The sequence below is a fragment of the Plantibacter sp. ME-Dv--P-122b genome, assembly GCF_030209375.1.
Classification (GTDB): domain Bacteria; phylum Actinomycetota; class Actinomycetes; order Actinomycetales; family Microbacteriaceae; genus Plantibacter.
Genome location: NZ_JARVSC010000001.1, coordinates 151,397 through 170,059, shown reverse-complemented (window position 1 = coordinate 170,059; position 18,663 = coordinate 151,397). Strand labels below are relative to the sequence as shown.

General features: G+C 71.5%; 17 protein-coding genes. 3 read left to right on the top strand and 14 right to left on the bottom strand.

The features are described 5' to 3' along the window. Positions 1-85 precede the first annotated feature (85 nt). Entirely contained in the window at positions 86-1,087 is a 1,002-nt protein-coding gene (locus tag QRN19_RS00885) for an ABC transporter substrate-binding protein (protein ID WP_197977379.1), read from the top strand. A gap of 111 nt (positions 1,088-1,198) precedes the next feature. Here the strand turns inward: QRN19_RS00885 and QRN19_RS00880 are convergent, their stop codons facing one another. Beyond that, a complete protein-coding gene (locus QRN19_RS00880) occupies positions 1,199-2,938 on the bottom strand; it encodes a hypothetical protein (RefSeq protein ID WP_285024647.1) in 1,740 nt (579 codons plus the stop codon). Continuing rightward, positions 2,935-3,603 (bottom strand): ABC transporter ATP-binding protein, encoded by a 669-nt coding sequence (locus QRN19_RS00875; protein ID WP_285024646.1) that lies wholly within the window; start codon positions 3,601-3,603, stop codon positions 2,935-2,937. The genes QRN19_RS00880 and QRN19_RS00875 overlap by 4 nt, the downstream gene beginning before the upstream one ends. Before the next feature lie 106 nt (positions 3,604-3,709). Here QRN19_RS00875 and QRN19_RS00870 point away from each other — a divergent pair, with 106 nt between their 5' ends. Continuing rightward, positions 3,710-5,968, top strand: a complete 2,259-nt coding sequence (locus QRN19_RS00870) for a beta-glucosidase family protein (RefSeq protein WP_285024645.1) — start codon at positions 3,710-3,712, stop codon at positions 5,966-5,968. A gap of 10 nt (positions 5,969-5,978) precedes the next feature. Here the strand turns inward: QRN19_RS00870 and QRN19_RS00865 are convergent, their stop codons facing one another. From QRN19_RS00865 to QRN19_RS00840, 6 genes are all read right to left on the bottom strand, one after another. Beyond that, positions 5,979-7,442: an MGDG synthase family glycosyltransferase gene (locus QRN19_RS00865; protein WP_285024644.1), complete on the bottom strand. Its 1,464-nt coding sequence runs from the start codon at positions 7,440-7,442 to the stop codon at positions 5,979-5,981. A 9-nt stretch (positions 7,443-7,451) separates the two neighbouring features. Next, the gene (locus tag QRN19_RS00860; RefSeq protein WP_285024643.1) at positions 7,452-8,657 is read right to left on the bottom strand and encodes a glycosyltransferase; all 1,206 of its coding nucleotides are present in this window, start codon (positions 8,655-8,657) and stop codon (positions 7,452-7,454) included. 54 nt (positions 8,658-8,711) lie between these two features. After that, positions 8,712-9,281 (bottom strand): DUF2017 family protein, encoded by a 570-nt coding sequence (locus QRN19_RS00855; protein ID WP_285024642.1) that lies wholly within the window; start codon positions 9,279-9,281, stop codon positions 8,712-8,714. After that, positions 9,278-9,562: an ATP-dependent Clp protease adapter ClpS gene (gene clpS, locus QRN19_RS00850; RefSeq protein WP_056009029.1), complete on the bottom strand. Its 285-nt coding sequence runs from the start codon at positions 9,560-9,562 to the stop codon at positions 9,278-9,280. The genes QRN19_RS00855 and clpS overlap by 4 nt, the downstream gene beginning before the upstream one ends. A 52-nt stretch (positions 9,563-9,614) precedes the next feature. After that, positions 9,615-11,276 (bottom strand): sensor histidine kinase, encoded by a 1,662-nt coding sequence (locus QRN19_RS00845; RefSeq protein ID WP_285024641.1) that lies wholly within the window; start codon positions 11,274-11,276, stop codon positions 9,615-9,617. A gap of 243 nt (positions 11,277-11,519) precedes the next feature. Then, positions 11,520-12,437: a DUF817 domain-containing protein gene (locus QRN19_RS00840; protein ID WP_285024640.1), complete on the bottom strand. Its 918-nt coding sequence runs from the start codon at positions 12,435-12,437 to the stop codon at positions 11,520-11,522. A gap of 91 nt (positions 12,438-12,528) precedes the next feature. On the opposite strand from QRN19_RS00840, the gene QRN19_RS00835 reads away from it, so the two are divergent. Beyond that, positions 12,529-14,001, top strand: coding sequence for a hypothetical protein (locus QRN19_RS00835; protein ID WP_285024639.1), 1,473 nt, complete (start codon positions 12,529-12,531; stop codon positions 13,999-14,001). 91 nt (positions 14,002-14,092) lie between these two features. Here QRN19_RS00835 and QRN19_RS00830 read toward each other — a convergent pair whose 3' ends face one another. The 6 genes from QRN19_RS00830 to QRN19_RS00805 all read right to left on the bottom strand — a co-directional run bounded on the left by QRN19_RS00830 (position 14,093) and on the right by QRN19_RS00805 (position 18,663). After that, positions 14,093-15,295, bottom strand: coding sequence for a class I SAM-dependent methyltransferase (locus QRN19_RS00830; protein WP_285024638.1), 1,203 nt, complete (start codon positions 15,293-15,295; stop codon positions 14,093-14,095). Positions 15,296-15,336: 41 nt separating this feature from the next. After that, positions 15,337-15,729 (bottom strand): RidA family protein, encoded by a 393-nt coding sequence (locus QRN19_RS00825; protein ID WP_285024637.1) that lies wholly within the window; start codon positions 15,727-15,729, stop codon positions 15,337-15,339. Positions 15,730-15,811: 82 nt separating this feature from the next. Continuing rightward, on the bottom strand, positions 15,812-16,456 hold the full coding sequence (locus QRN19_RS00820; RefSeq protein WP_285024636.1) for a hypothetical protein: 645 nt from the start codon (positions 16,454-16,456) through the stop codon (positions 15,812-15,814). Positions 16,457-16,537: 81 nt separating this feature from the next. Beyond that, complete coding sequence (locus tag QRN19_RS00815; protein ID WP_064297156.1) at positions 16,538-16,954, bottom strand: heat shock protein transcriptional repressor HspR; 417 nt, start codon at positions 16,952-16,954, stop codon at positions 16,538-16,540. A gap of 30 nt (positions 16,955-16,984) precedes the next feature. Continuing rightward, positions 16,985-17,986, bottom strand: coding sequence for a DnaJ C-terminal domain-containing protein (locus QRN19_RS00810; protein WP_079704948.1), 1,002 nt, complete (start codon positions 17,984-17,986; stop codon positions 16,985-16,987). A gap of 2 nt (positions 17,987-17,988) precedes the next feature. Then, entirely contained in the window at positions 17,989-18,663 is a 675-nt protein-coding gene (locus tag QRN19_RS00805; RefSeq protein WP_285024635.1) for a nucleotide exchange factor GrpE, read from the bottom strand.

Below are 18,663 nucleotides of genomic sequence, written 5' to 3'. Positions count from 1 at the left end.
GCACAAGCGTTACCGGGACGTGACTTAGGAAGCTTAGGCTTACCTCATACCCCACGTCTTCAACGGAAAGCAGAACATGCGCCGCATGCCCCGTACCCTCACCGCCGTCGCCGCCCTCGCGGTCGCCGGCCTCGCCCTCGCCGGCTGCACCGCCGGGTCCTCTACCGACGACGCCTCCACCGGCACACTCGGCACCGTCGACACGATGTTCGGCGAAGTGACCGTCCCGGAGCCCGCCGGCGACCTCACCGTCGTCGCACTCGGCTGGTCCGACGCGGAGATGGCGCTGTCCCTCGGCGTGGTGCCCGTCGGCGTGTACGACTGGCAGTCCTTCGGCGCCGACAACAAGGCCGTCGGTCCCTGGGCCACCGACCTGTTCGGCGACGTCACGCCCGAGATCATCGAGGACAGCGGCGACACCGTCAACTACGAGCAGATTCAGGCGCTCGAGCCCGACCTCATCCTCAACACCCGCTCCGCCGGGGACGAGAAGCAGTACGAGCGACTCTCGGAGATCGCCCCGACCGTCTTCGCCCCCAAGGGGACCGCCGCGTTCGCGACGCCGTGGGACGTCCAGCTCGAGCAGGTCGCCGCCGCGCTCGGGAAGACCCAGGAGGGCGACGCGCTCGTCTCCGCCACGAAGCAGTCGATCAACGAGGCCGCCGACCTCCACCAGGAGTTCGCCGGGCTCACCACCGTCGCCGCGACGAAGTTCGGCGACGCCTACGGCGCCTATCTTGAGGGTGACGGTCGCTTCGACATCCTCGCCGACCTCGGCTTCCAGCAGAACCCGGCCGTCCTCGACCTCGAGGCCTCCGGCTTCTACGCGGCGGTCTCCGCCGAGCAGGTGTCCGCGTTCGACGCCGACGTCGCCGTCCTCCTCCCGATCGGATTCAGCGCGGCGGACACCACCGCCGACCCGCTCCTCGCGAGCCTGCCCGTGGTGCAGGACGGTCGTGCGATCGTCCTCGACCCCGCCGACGAGCTCACGCAGGCCTACAGCGCGGCGTCCGTGCTCAGCATCCCCGTCGTCCTCGAGCAGCTCGTCCCGAAGCTCGCCGAGGCCGCCGCCAAGGTCGCGAAGTAGGGTCCAGCCCACCCAGCACCACAGCAGGAGATCCGCGCGAGAGTCGGACGGAATCGCGTCTTCCGTCCGGCTCTCGCGCTGTTCTCCGGCTCTCACGCTGAGCGCATCAGCTCAGGCCGGCCGGGACAGCTTCCGCAGGCGCGCGAACCCCAGCGCCGCGACGATCACGAGCACCACGGCGAGCAGGACGACGGCCGCACCCGGCGCCACCGGTACCAGCGCCGTCAGCCCGCCGCCGACGAGGAGCGCCAACAGGATGGCGTCCGACTGCCAGAGCAGGACGTTCAGCGAGGATGCGTCGCCGAACGGCGTCGGGACGGGCATGAGCAGCAGGATCGGCAGTGGTCCCTTCGTGGCGTCGAATGTGCGGAGCACGACAATCCACACCGCGAGCAGCAGCCACCACCCGAGCGGCTGGAGGAGCGCCATCCCGCCCGGTGCCGCAGACGCGAGCACCCCGAGCAGGGCACCGATCCCTCCGATCACGACCGCGGCCAGCAGCGGGGCGACGGCTCCGGCCAGGACGAGCGAGCGCGGGCTCCGACCGTAGAGCGTCGGCGTCCCGGCGCTCTCGACCCCGTGCCGCACCGCGTCGCACCAGACGCCCACCGCGAGGTAGGCGAGGAACGCTGCGGGGACGGCGAGCATCCACCGCACGCCGTCCGGGAGGCCGAAGGAGAGACCGACCGCCGCACCGGAGGCCGCCAGGGTCAGGGAACCGAGGGCGACCCGCCCGGGTGTCCGCCGTGCTCCGACGATCGACCGTCGGAGGACGACGAGCCAGAACGGACCGGTCATCCGCAGCGGGACACGGCGACCGCTCGTCGGCGAGGCTCGCAGCCCGCCGACGGCACCCGAGGCGTCACCGCTCTGCAGCATCATCCCGACCCGCTGCCAGCGCAATGCCTGGTCGAGGAGGGGCCCACTCCGCAGCCCGTCCAGTGCCCTCGGGACGAGCAGGAGGGAGACCGCCCCGAGCACGACGAGCGCCACCGCCGGCCACCAGGACACCGGCACCCCCACCGACGCGAACCAGCCACCGCCACCCCGGGTGAAGAGCCCCGCCCAGTCCCCCGTCGCGAGTGCGCTACCGAGCACCATGGCCTCGATGCCGCCCGCCACCGGCGACCAGAGGAGCCCCAGCCACCCCCACGGCGAGACGAGCAGCATGCCGGGGACGAGGAGACCGAGCACCCCGCCCACACCGGCGACGATGACGACGGCAGCGACCGTCCGTCGCGAACCGCGCTGACCGAGGAGCCACGCCACCGCGAGGAGCAGCGAGAAGCCCACGGCACCGATCACGAACGCCACCACGGCGGCGGGCACGGTCGGTCCGGTCATGCCGATCACCGAGGCCGTGTCGGCGGCCACACCGACCGAGACGGCGGCTCGCTCCCCCGGCACCAGGAGTCGCGACAAGCCGACCACCCCGGCTACGAGGACCAAGAGCCCCACGAGCGCGAGCGTGGATGCGACGAAGGGACGACGCAGCGTGAGCCGACGCGGCAGCGGCGAATCGGCGAGGAACTGCACCGCCGCAGGCCTCGGTACGACCGGCCCCCTCGTCCGACCACCGAGCACGACGACGATGGTCGCGATCGCCGAGAGCAGCGCGACCACCCCGGGCCGGACGGCCGCCACGACGCCCGCGGCATCCGGCTCGATCAGTCCGAGGACCGCGAACCGCACGAGCGGAGCGCCCACGATGAGTGCGACGAGCAACGCGGCGTAGACGACGAACGCGACGTCGGTGACCCGCGGACGCCCGTCGCGCGCGGCGAGCACCGCCCGGCCGGCGCGGAGGATCCGACGGTCGTCGCGGGAGATGCGCCCGGAACCGGTGCTCACAGGGCTTCGACCGTGATCGCCTCGTCCGCGACGCGTTCGACGAGCCCGGCGTCGTGGCTCGCGAACACGATCGCCGCGCCGCGCTCCTTCGCGAGCAGGATGCGGTCCGCGACGAGACCACGTCGCTCGGCGTCGAGACGTTGCTCCGGTTCGTCGAGGACGAGGACGTCGAAGGGCCGGACGAGCGCCGTCGCCAGGGCGAACAACTGCGACTGACCAGAGGACAGCTCGGTCGCGAAGCGGCGCGCGAGCGTGTCGATGCGCAGGGCAGCGAGCAACTCGTCGGTGGCGTCGTCCGCCGCCTGTCCGGTCACACCCCAGGTCGTCGAGATGTAACGCAGGTGTTCGCGCAGCGTCAGGTCCGGCGCGTAGGCCGGGGTGCCGATGAGGGCCGAGACGGAGCGACGCACCGTGCGGTCGCGGTCGTCGATGGTCCGGCCGCCGATCGTCGCCGTCCCGTTCGACGGGCGCAGCCGGCCGCTGAGGATCCGCAGCAGCGTCGTCTTGCCCGATCCGTTCCGGCCCCGGACGGCGAGCGCCATCCCCCGCTCGACCCGGATGTCCGTCGGCGCCAGCAGGGTCTCCCCGTCGATCACCGCTCCGACGCCGTCCGCCTCGATCAGCGGCTGCATCGCGGCAACCGACTCCCCCTCGTGTCCCGACATCGTCCCATCCTCGCAGGCGTCCGCCGAGGTGTCCTCCACCGCGGGGCGGACCGCGCGGTCGGGCGTCGGGGCTCAGCACGTCGATCGAGGGTGCAGAATGCAGAGCATGGGAATCGTCACCGGGCGCCGGAACGCGCGTCCGCCGAAGCAGCGCCGCGCTGGCGGACCACCCGAGGGCGACGCCTACGACGAGGTCGTGCGGGAGATCCGTGCCGGACGACTCGACGCCGACATGGGCGCTGAACGACTGATCGACCGGCTGACCGACGCGGAGCTCCTCGGTCTGCTCGACGGCGACTCCCCGCGCCGCCTCCTCCCGCTGATCCCCGTGCTGCTCCACCGACGTCCGTTCGTGGCCGGCGCCGTCCCACGGCTGGGGATCCCGGGGATCCGGTTCAGTGACGGCGCCCGCGGCGTCGTCATCGGCGAGTCCACCGCGTTCCCCGTGACGATGGCGCGGGCGGCGACCTGGGATCCGGTGCTCGAGGAGCAGGTGGGTGAGGCGATCGGTGCAGAGACGCGGATCCGCGGCGCGAACTATTCGGCGTCCGTCTGCGTCAACCTGCTCCGCCATCCCGCGTGGGGGCGCGCACAGGAGTGCTACGGCGAGGACCCGGTGCTGACAGGCCGGATGGGGTCGGCAATGACCCGCGGCGTCCGCGTCCACACGATGGCGTGCGTGAAGCACTTCGCGCTCAACTCGATGGAGGATGAGCGGTTCGAGGTCGACGTCTCGGTGGACGACCATGCACTGCACGAGGTCTACCTGCCGCACTTCAAGGCCGTGATCGACGCCGGCGCGGACTCGGTCATGAGCGCCTACAACCGGGTACGAGGTGAGTACATGGACGTCAACCGTCCGCTGCTCACCGAGGTGCTGCGGGAGGAGTGGGGCTTCACGGGCTTCGTGACGAGCGACTGGGTCTTCGGGACGCATGACGCGGTCGGCAGCCTGGAGGCCGGGATGGACGTGGAGATGCCGCTCCGCCTGCGACGGGCGCACGAGTTACCCGCCGCCCTGCGGGACGGCACCCTCCATCACGCCACCGTCCTGCGCTCGGCTCGGCGCATCCTGCGGACGACCCTCCTGCACGCCGCGACCCGCACCGAACCGCAGCCCTCGGCGGACGTCGTCGCCGGCTCGGCCCACCGCGCGCTGGCGCGGCACGTCGCCGAGGAGTCGATCGTGCTCCTCGCCAACCGGCCGGTCGACGACGGCGTACCGCTCCTCCCCCTGTCGGCGACCACTCGTCGGATCGCGGTGGTCGGTCGTCTCGCGGACCGGGCGAACCTCGGCGACCACGGCTCGTCGCGCGTCCGTCCGCCGACCACCGTCTCGCCGCTGCAGGGGCTCCGTGAGGCGCTCCCCGACACGCAGATCACGACCACCCCTGCCGGGAACGTGCGGGCCGCGGTCGCTGCGGCGACGGCCGCCGACACGGCCATCGTCGTCGTCGGCTTCGACCAGCACGACGAGGGCGAGTCGGTCGTCACCGGCGGCGTCGACGTCGGCGTGCTCGGGGCCGCCCTGGACTCCGGTCGGCTCCGCAGCGCCATCACGGGCGTCGCGCACCTGGCGTCGCGGTTCGTGCGCGGCGGCGACCGCACCTCGCTCCGCCTCCGACCCTCGGACGAGCGGCTCATCCTCGCCGTCGCCGCAGCCAACCCGCGCACGGTCGTCGTGCTCATCGGTGGGAGCGCGATCCTCACCGAAGCCTGGCGCGACCGCGTCCCGGCCCTCGTCCTCGCCTGGTACGGCGGGATGGAGGGCGGTCGAGCGCTCGCCGACGTCCTGACCGGCGTGGTCGAGCCCGGCGGACGACTGCCGTTCGTGATCCCGACGGATCCCGCACACCTGCCGCCGTTCGATCGCAAGGCGAAGGCCGTCGTGTACGACGACAGCTGGGGTCAGCGGCGGTTGGACGAGGAAGGCCACACACCGGCCTTCCCGTTCGGCTTCGGCCTCGGGTACACGACGATCGACCACCGGCTGCTCGGGCACCGGTTCGACGACACCGGTGGGACCGCCGAGGTCCTCGTGACGAACACCGGTCACCGCGAGGGGTCGACCGTCGTCCAGCTCTACGCCGCCGACGCCATGCTCGAGCGACCGGTCGCCCAGCTCCTCGGGTTCCGGAAGGTGACCCTGCAGGCGCGCGAGGAACGCGTCGTCCGGGTCGTCCTCGACCCGACACCGACGCTCGAACGCGACCCGGTCACCCGCCGATGGTCGGCCCGCGCCGGCGACTGGGTCCTGCAGGCCGCCCAGCACAGCCCGTCGACCTGGGCGGACGCGACCCCGCTGCGGACCGGTGACAGCGACCTCGACGACGACCCCGCCCGACTGCCGGATACCGCCGGCTGACCCGATCCGATCAGCTCGGGCCGGCCGACTCGAGGTCGGCGAGGCCCTCGACCCGCACAGCGAGCTCCTCGTCCCGTCCGAGGACGGCGCGGAGCAGTCGCTGGGTGTCACGCCGGACGGAGAGCACCGCGTCGTCGCGTCGCAGCACGAGGGTGCCGTCCGGCCCGGTGTAGCGCTGCTGCAGGTCATCCAGCTCGCCGGCCCGGAGCAGCGCCACGGTGCTGGACGCCGCCGGGTCGACGAGGCGCACGAGGGCCGACTCGCCCTCGAGCTCGCTCGCGACCACCCGTCGGGCGCTCGCGTCGAAGATCGTCTTCTGCGCGGCCCGGGTCACGACGAACGGTCGTGCCGGGCCGTCGAGCAACCGCTCGACGACGTCGCGGGCCGCGTCCGGGCGACCGACACGGCGGGCTGCGGCCTGCATCCGCGCCAGGCGCCCCGGCTCACCGAGGATCCCGTCGATCTTCCACCCGATCGTCGTCGCGGTGTTGCACCGGACGGCGGCACCCTGCTCCATGAGGTAGTCGCCGTTGCGGACCTCCTGCCCGGGGATGGGGTTCACGAGCACCATCGGCAGACCGGCGGCCATGCACTCCGACGCCGACAGTCCCCCGGGCTTGCCGATGAACAGGTCGGCTCGCTGCAGGAGCTGCGGCATCTCGTCGGTGAAGCCGAGCACGGTGTAGCGGTCGTCACCGGGCGCGATGAAGTCCTCGACGCTCCGCCGGAGCGCCTCGTTCCGCCCGCACACGATCGTGGCGGTGAACGGCGACCGCAGGTGCAGCGTCTGCCGGACGACCGCGAGCGCGTAGTCACCGCCGGAGGCACCGGCCGAGACGAGCAGCATGGGTGGTGCTGCCGGGTCGCGCTCGGCCGGAGCGCCCGGCTGGGCCGCGATGGGGATCCCAGAAGCCACGACGCGGTCGGGCGGAAGACCGAGGGCCGTCAGCTGGACCCGACCCTCCTCCCGGGCGAGGAAGAGCGCGTGGAAGGCGCTCGTCAGCCACAGCCCCTGGAAGTCGTAGTCCGTGGTGACGATCGCGGTCCTGGCGTCGACGGCGCCGCGGAGGATGAGGGAGGCCAGCAACTGGGCCGGGAGGAAGTGGGTGCAGATGATCGCCGTCGGCTTGAAGCGTTTGATCGCGCTGACCACCGGCATCGCGTTCGCCCGCGTCCAGGGGTCGAGCGGGCCGCGACGACGGAACGGTGCGTCGCTGAGGTCGTAGCCCCACTCCACGAGCCAGGGCGTCTCCTCGACGAGCACGAAGTACCCCTTGCCGAGGACGTCGCGGTACAGGGAGGTGCTCGCCTGGAGGACGTCCAGCACCTCGACCTCGGTGACGTCGGGGCGCCCCGCGCACGCCTGTTCCACGGCGGCGGCGGCGCTGTTGTGTCCGGACCCGACCCCGGCCGACAGGATCAGGACGCGCTCGCCACCGTTCGGCCCGGTCTGCTGCTTCGATGTCCTGCGCATGAGCCGATGCTAGCGCGCGGCCTCCGGCGCCATGGCTGCCTCGTACAGGGCGATGAGGCGCGTGGTCTGCGTCGACTGGCGCAGGGTGCGGGCGAGGCCCGGTGCGACGACCGGTGCGGTTCCCGCGTCGATGTCGGCGACGGCCCGACGGATCGCTTCGGCGAGCGCTTCGACCCCACCGTCCGTCGGCTGCCACATCGAGTCGGCGGGGAGCTCCGCCGCGATGTTCGGGTCGCTGATGATCGACGGTGTGCCGAGTGCGGCCGCCTCGAACACGGTCATGCCCTGCGTCTCGAACCCGATCGACGTCTGCACGAGGGCGTCGGCGTCGGCGATCGCGCGCAGCGAGTCGGGGTAGGACACGCGCCCGGCGAAGACGACGTGGTCGGCGAGGTCGTGTTGGGCGACGAACGCCTGGGCCTTCGCGAGCAGGAGGCCGGCCCCGTACAGGCGGAACACCGCGTCGACGTCCGCGAGCCGGACCGCCTCGAGGAACTCCATGAGCCGCTTCTCCTGGCTGAAGCGGCCGATCCACACGAAGGACGGCAGCCGGTGCGGCACGCGAAGGGTGGTCGCGCGTTCGTCGAGGATCTCGTCGAGCACCGCGTCGTCGACGCCCGTCGACAGGACCTCGGCATGGGCGGTCACGCCCTGCTCGCGGAGGACACGCGCGAAGTGGTGCGACGGCGCGATGACGACGGCCGCACGCTTGGCGAACTCCTGCAGGTAGGACCAGACGCCCGTCGGCAGGGTCGACAGCCGCGGCCGGAGGACCCGGCGCTGCCACCACGACAGGGCTCCGACGACGAGGCCCGGTGCCGGCATGGTCTGCTCGATGCCGACGTCCATGCGGTTGTGCATCGTGTGGAGGGCCGGGATCCCGTGCCGTTCGGCGTAGCGGTAGGCCGTGAGCGCCTGCCAGAAATCGGCCTGCACGTGCACGACGTCCACCGGTGGCAGCTCGGCCAGTCGTGCGTCGAGCCAGCGGTCGGTGAGCCGGCCGGGCACGGTCATCGAGTACTCGCGGTCGAGCGTGATGGGGATCGAGGGGGTGTCGAGATAGTGCGGGTCGTCGTCGTGCGCCTGGTGCATCCGCGGCGAGCACACGGTGACGGTGTGCCCCGCGGCCTCCAGGAATCGCCGCTGCAGCCGGATCGAGACCTGGGCCCCGCCGGACGACTCGGGGTGCTGGTCGCTGAAGACGAGGATGTGCATGGTCACCAAGGCTACCCGTGGCGTGTGTGTCGCAGGTGAGCCCGGTGCCGTGGGTCAGGCTTCGTCGAGGACGGCGACGATCGACTCCTGCAGGTACCCGAGCCAGGCGTAGATCGCCATCATGAGCTGCGGATCCTGCTCGTCGTCCGAGGTCCTCGGAGACGGGTCGAACGGCTCCGCGTCGTCCTCCTCGATGCCGAGTCGAGCGGCGATGGTGAGCCGGGTGTCGTTGAGGAACCGCAACCAGGTCCAGGCCGTCTCGCCCTCGAGGGTCACGGCTGCACCATCCTCGTGCCCGACCGGGACGTCGGTCGGCTGAGTCGCGTCGGACACGTCGGCGGTGAGCGCCGCCAGGACGGTCCGCGCCGCGGTCACCTTGCCGCCGACGAGGTCGTCGGCGGTGAAGCGTCGGAACTCCGCGGCGGCCTCGGGATCGTCGCGGTATCCCTCGGGCACCAGTCGCGCCATGGCGGGGTCGAGCTCCACGGCGGTCGCCAGCCCGGCGCGCGTCGCGTCCTCGAGCATGTCGACGAGCTGGCTCGCCAGTTGTTCGAGGATCGACGTCTCCTGCTCGTCGAGGCGGAGCACGACGGGTCCGACGGGCGGACGGACGAAGGCGCTCATGCGTCGGCCTTCGCGAGCGAGGCCCAGAGCCCGTACCCGTGCATCGCCTCGACATGGCGCTCCATCTCCTCGCGGTTGCCGGTCGCGACGACGGCGCGGCCCTCGTGGTGCACGGCGAGCATGAGTCGCTCCGCCTCCTCGTGGGTGTAGCCGAAGTAGCTGCGGAACACGAGGGAGACGTAGGACATGAGGTTCACCGGGTCGTTCCACACGATGGTGACCCACGGTTGCATGGTGAGGGTCGCCTCGTCGACGATCGGCTGGTCGAGGATCTGCGCCATCCTCCAAGCCTCCCACGATGCGTGCCGAAGCGCCTCCCCGCCGGGGTCCGACTCAGGAAGCGGACGGTGCGCCGGCGCGCGGCTGGCGGAGCGGCAGGGTCACGGTGAAGGTGGAGCCGCGGCCCGGACGGCTGGACACGGTGATCCAGCCATGATGCGCCTCGGTGATGGACTTCACGATCGACAGCCCGAGGCCGACACCTGGCCGCGCATCGTCGCGGACCTCCCTGGCTCGGAAGAAGCGGTCGAAGAGCTGCCGCTGATCGTCGGGCGAGATGCCGATGCCGGTGTCCGCGACGTTCACGGTGCAGGTCTCACCGTCCACCGCGATGGTCAGGACGACGCGTCCGCCCCGCGGGGTGTACTTCACCGCGTTCGAGAGCAGGTTGTCGAAGATCTGGCGGAGGCGTGCACCGTCGCCCTCCAGTTCGACGTGCGGAGGGATCTCGGCTCGGACGACGACGCCGGCCTCCGACGCCTGCGGGAGGATCGCGGCCGCGCTCTCCCGGGCGATGTCGGCGACGTCGGTGAGGGCGATCCGCACGCGCATCTCGGCGTCGCCCGCTGCGAGCAGGTCACCGATGATCGCGTACAACTGCTCCGCGTTGCGCTGGATCGTCGAGACCTCGCGCTCCAGCCCGAGCTGCCGCAGGTCATGTCCTTCGGTGAGGAGGTCGAGGTAGCCGATGATCGACGTCAACGGGGTGCGGAGTTCGTGGGAGACGTCGATGAGGAACGCTTCGCGCAGCGCCACCGCGTCGGCGAGGTCGGTGACGTCGTGACCGACGGTGATGGTGCCCACGAACGTGCCGTCGTCGGTGTGCACCTGTCGCGCGTTCCCGATGATGGCGCGTTGGTCTCCCGGCTCCCCGATCCAATAGAGTTCGCCGCGGAAGCTCTCCCCGCGCAGCGCCCGGTTGATGACCTGCTTGTCGGGCGACACCCGGGTCTTCCGGTCCGGTCCGTAGACGTGGACGCCGGCACGGGTCTTCCGGTCGAAGCCGGCTCGTTCGGCCTGTTCGTAGGTCGCCTCGTTCCGAAGCGCCGCGGTCCCGTCGGGCCTGAAGAAGGCGACGGCGGCGTCGACGGATTCCGAGACCGTCGTCGCGATGGCTGCCGCCTCCGTCGCCGCGGCGAGCGCGATGCGCGCCCGTCCCTCGTGGGCGCGGAGCTGACGTGCGGCGAGGTGCACGGTGACGGTCATGATGAGGACGAGGGCCGGCAGGATGCAGATCGCACCCCACCCGCCAGGCGTCGTCGGCCATGCTCCGGCGCGCGCGACCGGGATGAGGGAGACGAAGATCGCTCCGAACACCGGGACGGGCAGTGCCGAGACCCCGAACCCACCGGCGAGCCAGAGCACCGGGATGACGATGAGGAGACCCGACGTCGGCAGGTTCGGCAGGGTGTCGCGGAAGAATCCGACGGCGAGGATGTCGATGGTCGGCACGAGCACGAGCAGACCACGGAGAGCGCCCGACGGCGGCACGGCGAAGAGCAGGGACGTGGCCGCGGCCGTCAGGGAGAGCCCGATGAGGAAGTCGGGTTCCAGCAGGGTCCACGTCGAGGTCAGGCCGATGTACAGCCCGAGCATCAGGATCGAGGCGATGAAGGCGAACTGCGCGCCGGCGAAGAGGTGGTTCGTCCGGGGCAGGGGTGCCGATGCAGCGGCTGGCACGGAGATGCCGACCGTCGGGTTCGTGGAACGAGGCACACCGGCCGGCCGAGCCGGGGTCGGCCGAGCGGCGGGGGGCCTGGCGGGGGCCGGCTGGGCGGTGCCCGGCTGCGTGGGAGCTGGCCGAGCACCGGCACGATCACGGAATCGTGGATCCTGGGGCTGACGCTGGGCCATGGCTGCTCTCCGGAAGGGGCCGAGCGATCACCGGGCTCGGGTCGCTCTCTCCCGAACCCTACCCGGTGCGCGGACCGCCTTCAGCAACTGTTGACAGCAGGCGGCTCAGGTCGGGAGGCGATCCGGCCGCTTGGGCGGGTACACCCAGGTGACCATCACCACCGAGATCATCATGAGCAGGAACCACGACACGAGTTTGGTGAGCGGGACGAGCTGCCAGCCGTCCTCCTGGTTCGGGTACAGCCAGGCTCCCGAGATCGTGCCGATGTTCTCGGCGATCCAGATGAAGCAGGCGACGAGCAGGAACGCCACCAGCACGGGCATGCGGTGCGTCCGACGGAACACGCGGAAGTGCATCATCGTCCGGGCGAACACGACGAGGACGGCCGCGAGCAGCACCCATCGCAGATCCACGATGACGTGCTGGCTGAAGAAGTTCACGTAGATGCCGGCCGCGATGATCGTCGTGAGCCACACCCGTGGATAGCGGTCGAACCGCAGGTCGAAGAGCCGGTACACCCGGACCATGTACGACCCGACGGCCGCGTACATGAACCCGGTGTACAAGGGCACGGCGCCGAGGTGCAGGACCCCGCCGCCGTCGTACTCCCACGACCCCACCCCGGTCTTGAACAGCTCCATGCCCGTCCCGACGACGTGGAACAGGACGATCACCCAGAGCTCGCGGCCGGTCTCGAGTCTCGTGGCGATCATGACCACCTGGATGACGATGGCAGCGACGACGAGCGCGTCGTTCCGGGCGAGCCAGACGTCGTCCGGGTACCAGAGGCGGGCGGCGACGATGACGGCGAGCATCGCTGCGCCGAAGATGCACGCCCACGCCTGTTTCGCCCCGAAGACGAGGAACTCGACGGCCTTCGCCCGCGCACCGCCGTCGGGGGCGTCGCGCAGGAGTCGGTTGGCCCGGTCGTCGATCCAGCGCTCGACCGCCGTCAGTTCATGCTGGTCCACCCGAGGTGCGTCGCGACCCACGCCGTCTGCTGGGGTGGGCGGCTCGGACATCGGGCCAGCATACGGGCACACGCCGCGACGCACCTGAGACGTCGGGACCACCCCGACGCGGGCTGTTCCCGACAGCTCCTAGGGTGGATCCATGCCGCAGAACCGCACGATCCGGACCGCCGCGACGGCCCTCTTCGCGATGGCCGCCGTCCTCTGCCTCTCGGGCTGCGGCGACGTGAACGCGGCTTCCGCCGCCGGACGGGACTTCGAACAGCTTCTGGACGGCGTCCCGGAGGTGGTCGACGTCGACACGACCGGCAGCAACACCCTGCCGTGGAGCGGTACGGCAGCGGCGTCGGTGCTCCTCGACGACGACGTCTCCGACGACCGACTGAGCGAGGTCGTGGACCGCATCGGCGGCTTCCTGAACGAGCAGGCGAAGCGGAGCGGCGGTGCGACGTGGGAGGGCGTCGACCTCACCGTCCGCGGGTTCACCCTGTCCGTCCTCGACCGACGAGCCGACAACGCGACCCAGCTGGAGCTGCTCGCCTCGCTCGAGGACGAGGGTGTGCCGGGCGGCGAGCTCCAGCTCGCCTTCGCGGGAACCGGCGGCGCGCGTGCGTCCTCGCTCACCCTCGTCACGCGTCCCGGCGAGGACTTCCTCGACGCCTACGACCTGGCCAGAGCGACCGCCGACGCGACGCCCGCCTACACCGCCGCGGTCGTCGCCGGCCGCAGCGACGACGGCGTCGACCCGGCCGAACCCGACGAGGACGGTGCCGACGATGCGGCCCCCGGCTTCCCGAACTGGGACGCGACCGCGCGATTCTCCATCTCCTCAGGCGTCGACGACGACGCGACGGTCAGCGGCGATCCCGGCGCGACCCGCGCCGCCTACGTGGCCGTCGCCGAGCAGTTCGAGGTGATCGGCGCCACGCTGACCCCGGAGACGATCGACCTCCGCATCGCGAACGTCGACGACGTGGCCGCAGCGACCGCGGTGGCGACGGGTGCGGTGCCGGCGAACGTCGCAGTGGAGATCCAGGGCGGCATCGTCACGTGGGATGACGGCGTCCCGTCGGCGGAGATGCTGCCGGTCGTCCAGGCCCTCGGCGCGGTGCCCGGCGTCACCGCGATCGCGGCGTCGAGTGACCGCCTCGGGATCACCGTGTCGGATCCGGCGGCGGGTCGCGCCTCCCTCGACGCCCTCGATGCGCTGCCGGCGGCGTCGATCGTCGAGTCGCTCCGGATCGGTGGCCCTGTCGCGAACGGCGACCCTGGCACATTCTCGGTGAGCGGCTCTCGCGCGGAGGCCGCATCGCTGCTCACCCTGGTCGAGCAGCTGACCGCATCGGGCTCCCTGGCCTCGTTCGAGGGCAGCGCCGGCCGACTGCAGGTCGAATTCCACGCGGGCGACGACGCGACGCTCGGGGCGGCGATCGGCCTGATCAAGGCGGGTGTCTCCACGGGGACCTGGACCGGCCTCGGGGTCTCCGGTGAGCCGGGGCGGTGGTGGTTCGACGCCGTGGACACCATCACGATCGACCCTTCGACGTACGCCGACGAATTTCCGGAGGAGACCGCGCTCCGCGAGCGCATCGAGCGCCTCTGGAACGCCGCCTGACGTCCCACGACTCCTGCCGATCGTCGGTGAGCGGCCGACGGTCCCGGTGTCCGAGCGGCCGGCGCACACCGGACGGTCCGAGCGGCAGGAGCTACGGACGCGGCTCGCCGGTGGACCGGGGGTGCGAGACGGTCACGGTGAACTTCTGGTTGCGCGCGAGCTGCGTCGTCGGACCGACGAGCCGCTCGAGCGCCGCCCGGTAGCCGAGGTGCGAGTTCCACACGACGGCGAGGGTGCCGCCCGGTTGGAGGACGCGCGCGGCCTCGGCGAACAGGTCGTGGGCGACGCCCGTATGGACGGTGGTCCCGCTGTGGAAGGGCGGGTTCAAGACGATGAGGTCGGCTGAGGCATCCGGCTGCATCGACAGGCCGTCGTCGCGGAGCACCGTGATGCGCTCGGCCAGTCGGCGATCGGCGTCGTCGTTGGCCGCGATGGTCGCGGTGGTCGAGGCGACCGCTGCAGCGGACTGGTCGGTCGCGATGACCGCGAGCTCGGGCCGGGCGATGGCGAGCGACACCGCGAGGACGCCGGTGCCGCAGCCGAGGTCGATGGCCGTCCGAGCTTCGGGCGCGATCTCCGGCAGCATCTCGAGCAGGAACCGGGTACCGATGTCGAGCTTCGTGCCGGCGAACGCCGCCCCGGCGGCGGCGATGGTCAGGCCGATGTCGGCGTGGTGCTCGGTGCGCAGCGCGGTCGAGGCCGTGGTGTCGTCATCGTCATGCTCTCCCTCGACGGCGGTGGCGGTCACCGGGTCGCTCGCGCGGAGCACCCGCGACTTCTGGCGGGCGAGGCTCGCGGTGACGGTCGAGAAGCTCCGCCGAAGCACGTCGTTCATCGCGGGCGTGAGGTGCTTGACCCGGCCACCGGCCAGGAGACGGACATCGTCAGCGCCCCAGCGGGCCACGGCGGCGGCGATCTCGTGCAGGGCTTCGAGGTGCTTCGGTAACTGGAGGAGGACGAGCGATGCGCCCGTGAACAGCTCCTCGCCGAGCGGCAGGTTGCGGAAGCCGCCGTCGATGCCGAGGCGTTCGGCGTTGGCGGCGAGCGCGCGTTCGCCGACCGCCGCGTCCTGGTGGACCCGGACGTCCGTCGCCCCGAGGAGCGCGATGGCGCCGAGGGTGAGCGCCCCGTAGGCGTCGCCGACGACGACGATCTCGCCGGGCGTCGGGACTCTCCCCGCCAAGGCCGCGGCCGCTTCGTCGAGCAGGAACCGGTCGGTCGCGTCGACGGCGAAGAGGTTCGGCGCCTCGTGATCGGGGAACCGGCGCAGCGCGTCGAAGGAGAACTCGGGCATCCCCTCAGCGTACCGGCGGGTCGTCCGAGCGGGTTCAGCGCTCAAGACGTGGGGACCGCCGCCACGGCGTCGATCTCGACGAGCGCGCCCGGGCGTGCCGGTGCGACGGAGACGACCGTCACCGCGGTCCGGCGACCACCCCAGACCGCCGCGGTCGCGGCGTAGCCGTCGGACGGATCGATCCCTGGCGCGAGGTAGATGGTGAGCTTCGCGACGTGCTCGGGTCCGGAACCGGCCTCGGCGAGCACCGTGAGGACGTTCCGGAGCGCCTGCTCGGTCTGCGGACCGAGGCCGTCGAGGAGTGCGCCCTCGGCGTCGACACCGTTCTGCCCGCCGATGAACAGCGTCGGGCCGGCCGGGAGGATCATGCCCTGCGCGAAGGCGGGGCTCGTGTACATCGAGGGCGGATCGACGGCGATCGGCATCGTGGTCATGCTGGCGTCCCTTCTGGAGCGGCGACACAGCCTGGACGGCTGATGCAGCGATTCTGCTCCCGGGGACCGACACCGTCCAGGGTCAGCCGCGTCGACGTGAGCGTCGCACCGGTTTCTCCGCCTTCACGGCTCGGAGGACGGCCGGGAAGACGAGGACACCGAGCCCGGCGGAGACGAGGAGGTTGACGACCGTGGCGATGGCGACGCCCTGGCCGAAGGCGCGGACGGTCTCGAGGCCGCTGGCATCCTCGGCGCGGACGGACGCGATCGCGCCGAACACGATCACGAGGCTGATGACCGCGAAGATGAGCTGCAGCGGGACGGTGGCCCACATGCCCCAGTGCGTGACGGCTCCTGCACGACGCACGCCGTGACGTCGCAGGATCCTGAGACTGAGGGCGATGCCACCGAGGAAGGCGACGACCCCGAGCGCGACGTACCCCCACACCCAGGCACCGAACGGCGGTGTCAGGAAGAGCAGGATGAACCCGAACACGCGCGAGAAGCCGTCGACCCATTCAGCCTCGCCAGCTCCGAGCAGGACGCCGACGAGGATGGGGGCGCCGATCACGACGAGTGTCAGCAGCGGAAGCACGCCGGCGATGACGCCGAAGTACATGAGCGGGTAGGCGGTCAGTCCGGTCAGCCGGGCGCCGCGCCGCCTGCGGGCCGTCGCGGGTGCGGTCTGCGCCGGGTCCGGCTTCGTCACCACGGGCTGCGCGCTCATGCCCCAACCCTACGCGTACACGAAAGCGCACTCGTGGTCGTCATCCGTGCGGGATGACGACCACGAGTGCGCTTTCGTCGGCTACTCGGAGAGCGACGGCCGCCAGACGACGACCTCGGTCCGGCGACGGGTGCGGGTACCGCTCCGCATCGGGACGACGCTGCCCTCCATGCCTGCGGCGAACACCCGGTTGCCCGGAGTCCGCAGGAGGGCGTTGGCGAGCGCGTGCTCGAGCTCCCGCACCCGGCCCTGGAGCGAGCTGACCTCGTTCTCCAGGGTCAGGATGCGGGAGATGCCCTCGAGGCTGACGCCCTCGGCGCTGAGCCTCGACACCTCACGGAGCTGGGCGATGTCGCGCATCGAGTACCTGCGGGACTTCCCGGCGGTCCGTGTCGGCGACACGAGGCCGAGCCGGTCGTACTGCCGGAGGGTCTGCGGGTGCATGCCGGCGAGCTCGGCAGCCATCGCGATCGCGAAGACCGGCGAATGCTCGTCCATGCTCCCTGCCCTTCCGTGTGCTGCTGGCTACTAGCCCCGAGCCCGAGCGATGAGCTCGTCTCGGGGGTTGTCCTTCGGCTCCAGCTCGTGGAACCGTTCGAGTGCCTCCTTGGCCTCGCCGCCGAGATGCGCCGGGACGACGATCTGCACGACGGCCAGGAGGTCGCCGGTGCCCTTCGTCGTCGCGACTCCACGGCCCTTGACGCGGAGGACGCGGCCGCTCGGCGTGCCGGGGGCGACGCGCAGCTTGACGGGGTCGCCGCCGAGCGTCGGAACCTCGATCGTGGCGCCGAGCGCGGCCTCCACGAAGGTGACCGGCACGGTGACGCGGAGGTTCAGGCCGTCGCGTTCGAACACGGGATGCTTGCGGACACTCACGGTGACCACGATATCGCCGGGTTCGCCGCCGTCCGGACTCGGCTGCCCCTTGCCGCGCAGGCGGATCTTCTGTCCATCCGACACACCCGCCGGGATCTTCACCTTGATGGTGCGTCCCTCGGAGGTCTGCAGGGAGATGGTGTCGCCCTGCGTGGCCGTGATGAAGTCGATCGTCGTGTGCGCGGTGATGTCGCGGCCCGGCGTGGGTCCGCCGTAGCCGCGGAAGCCGCCGGAGGTCTGGCCGAAGCCACCCTGGCCGAACATGCCGCCGAGGATGTCCTCGTACCCGGGAGGAGCCTGCTGGTAGCTGTAGCTCTGGCGACCGCCACCACCACCGCCCCCACCGAACATCGTCCCGAAGACGTCCTCGAAGCCGCCCTGGCCGCCGCCGGCACCCGGGGCGGTGAAGCGGGCTCCACCGCCCATGGCACGAACGGCGTCGTACTCCTTGCGCTGCTCGGGGTCGCCGAGGACCGAGTGGGCCTCGCTGATCTCCTTGAACTTCGCCTCGGCCTTCGCATCACCCGGGTTGGAGTCCGGGTGGTACTGCCGGGCGAGCTTCCGGTAGACCTTCTTCAGTTCCGCCGGCGTCACGTCCTTCTTGACGCCGAGGACCTTGTAGAAGTCCTTGTCGAACCAGTCCTGACTCGCCATGGCTAGCTCGCCGGGACCGCGACGACCACCTTCGCGGCGCGCAGCAGGGTGGAGCCCAGGTGGTACCCGGTCTCCACGACGTCGAGGACGGTCTCGCCCTCGGCGCCCGGCGTGGGCTGCTGGAAGATGGCCTCGTGCACGTTGGGGTCGAAGGTCTCGCCGACCGCTCCGAACGGCTTCAGCCCGAGCTTCTCAGCAGCGCCGCGGAGCTTGGCCGCGATCTGCGTGAAGGGGGCGTCGCCCTCGAGGTCGCCGTGCTTGTCAGCGCGGTCGAGGTCGTCGAGCACCGGGAGCAGGACCTTGGCGACCTCGCCGGTGGTGCGCTCGCGCTCCACCTCGCGGCCGGCCTCGGTGCGCTTCCGGTAGTTCGCGTACTCGGCCGTGACGCGCTGCAGGTCGCCGAGGCGTTCTGCAGCGAGCTGCTCGGCCGGGGAGAGGTCGCCGCCCTGCACGGGCTCCTCGGGAGCCGCGTTGAGGATGTCCTCGACGGTCAGCTCGTCGTCGGCGGCCGGTGCGTCGGCGCCGGCGGATTCGGCAGGTGCGCCCGAGGGGGCCGACGCATCGGCGTCAACCCCCTCGGTGCCAGGCTGACGAACCTCGCCGGTCTCCGGGTCGATCCGTCGCTTGTCACGAATGATGGGATCGTCCTGGTTCTGGTTCTGGTTCTCGTCAGTCAT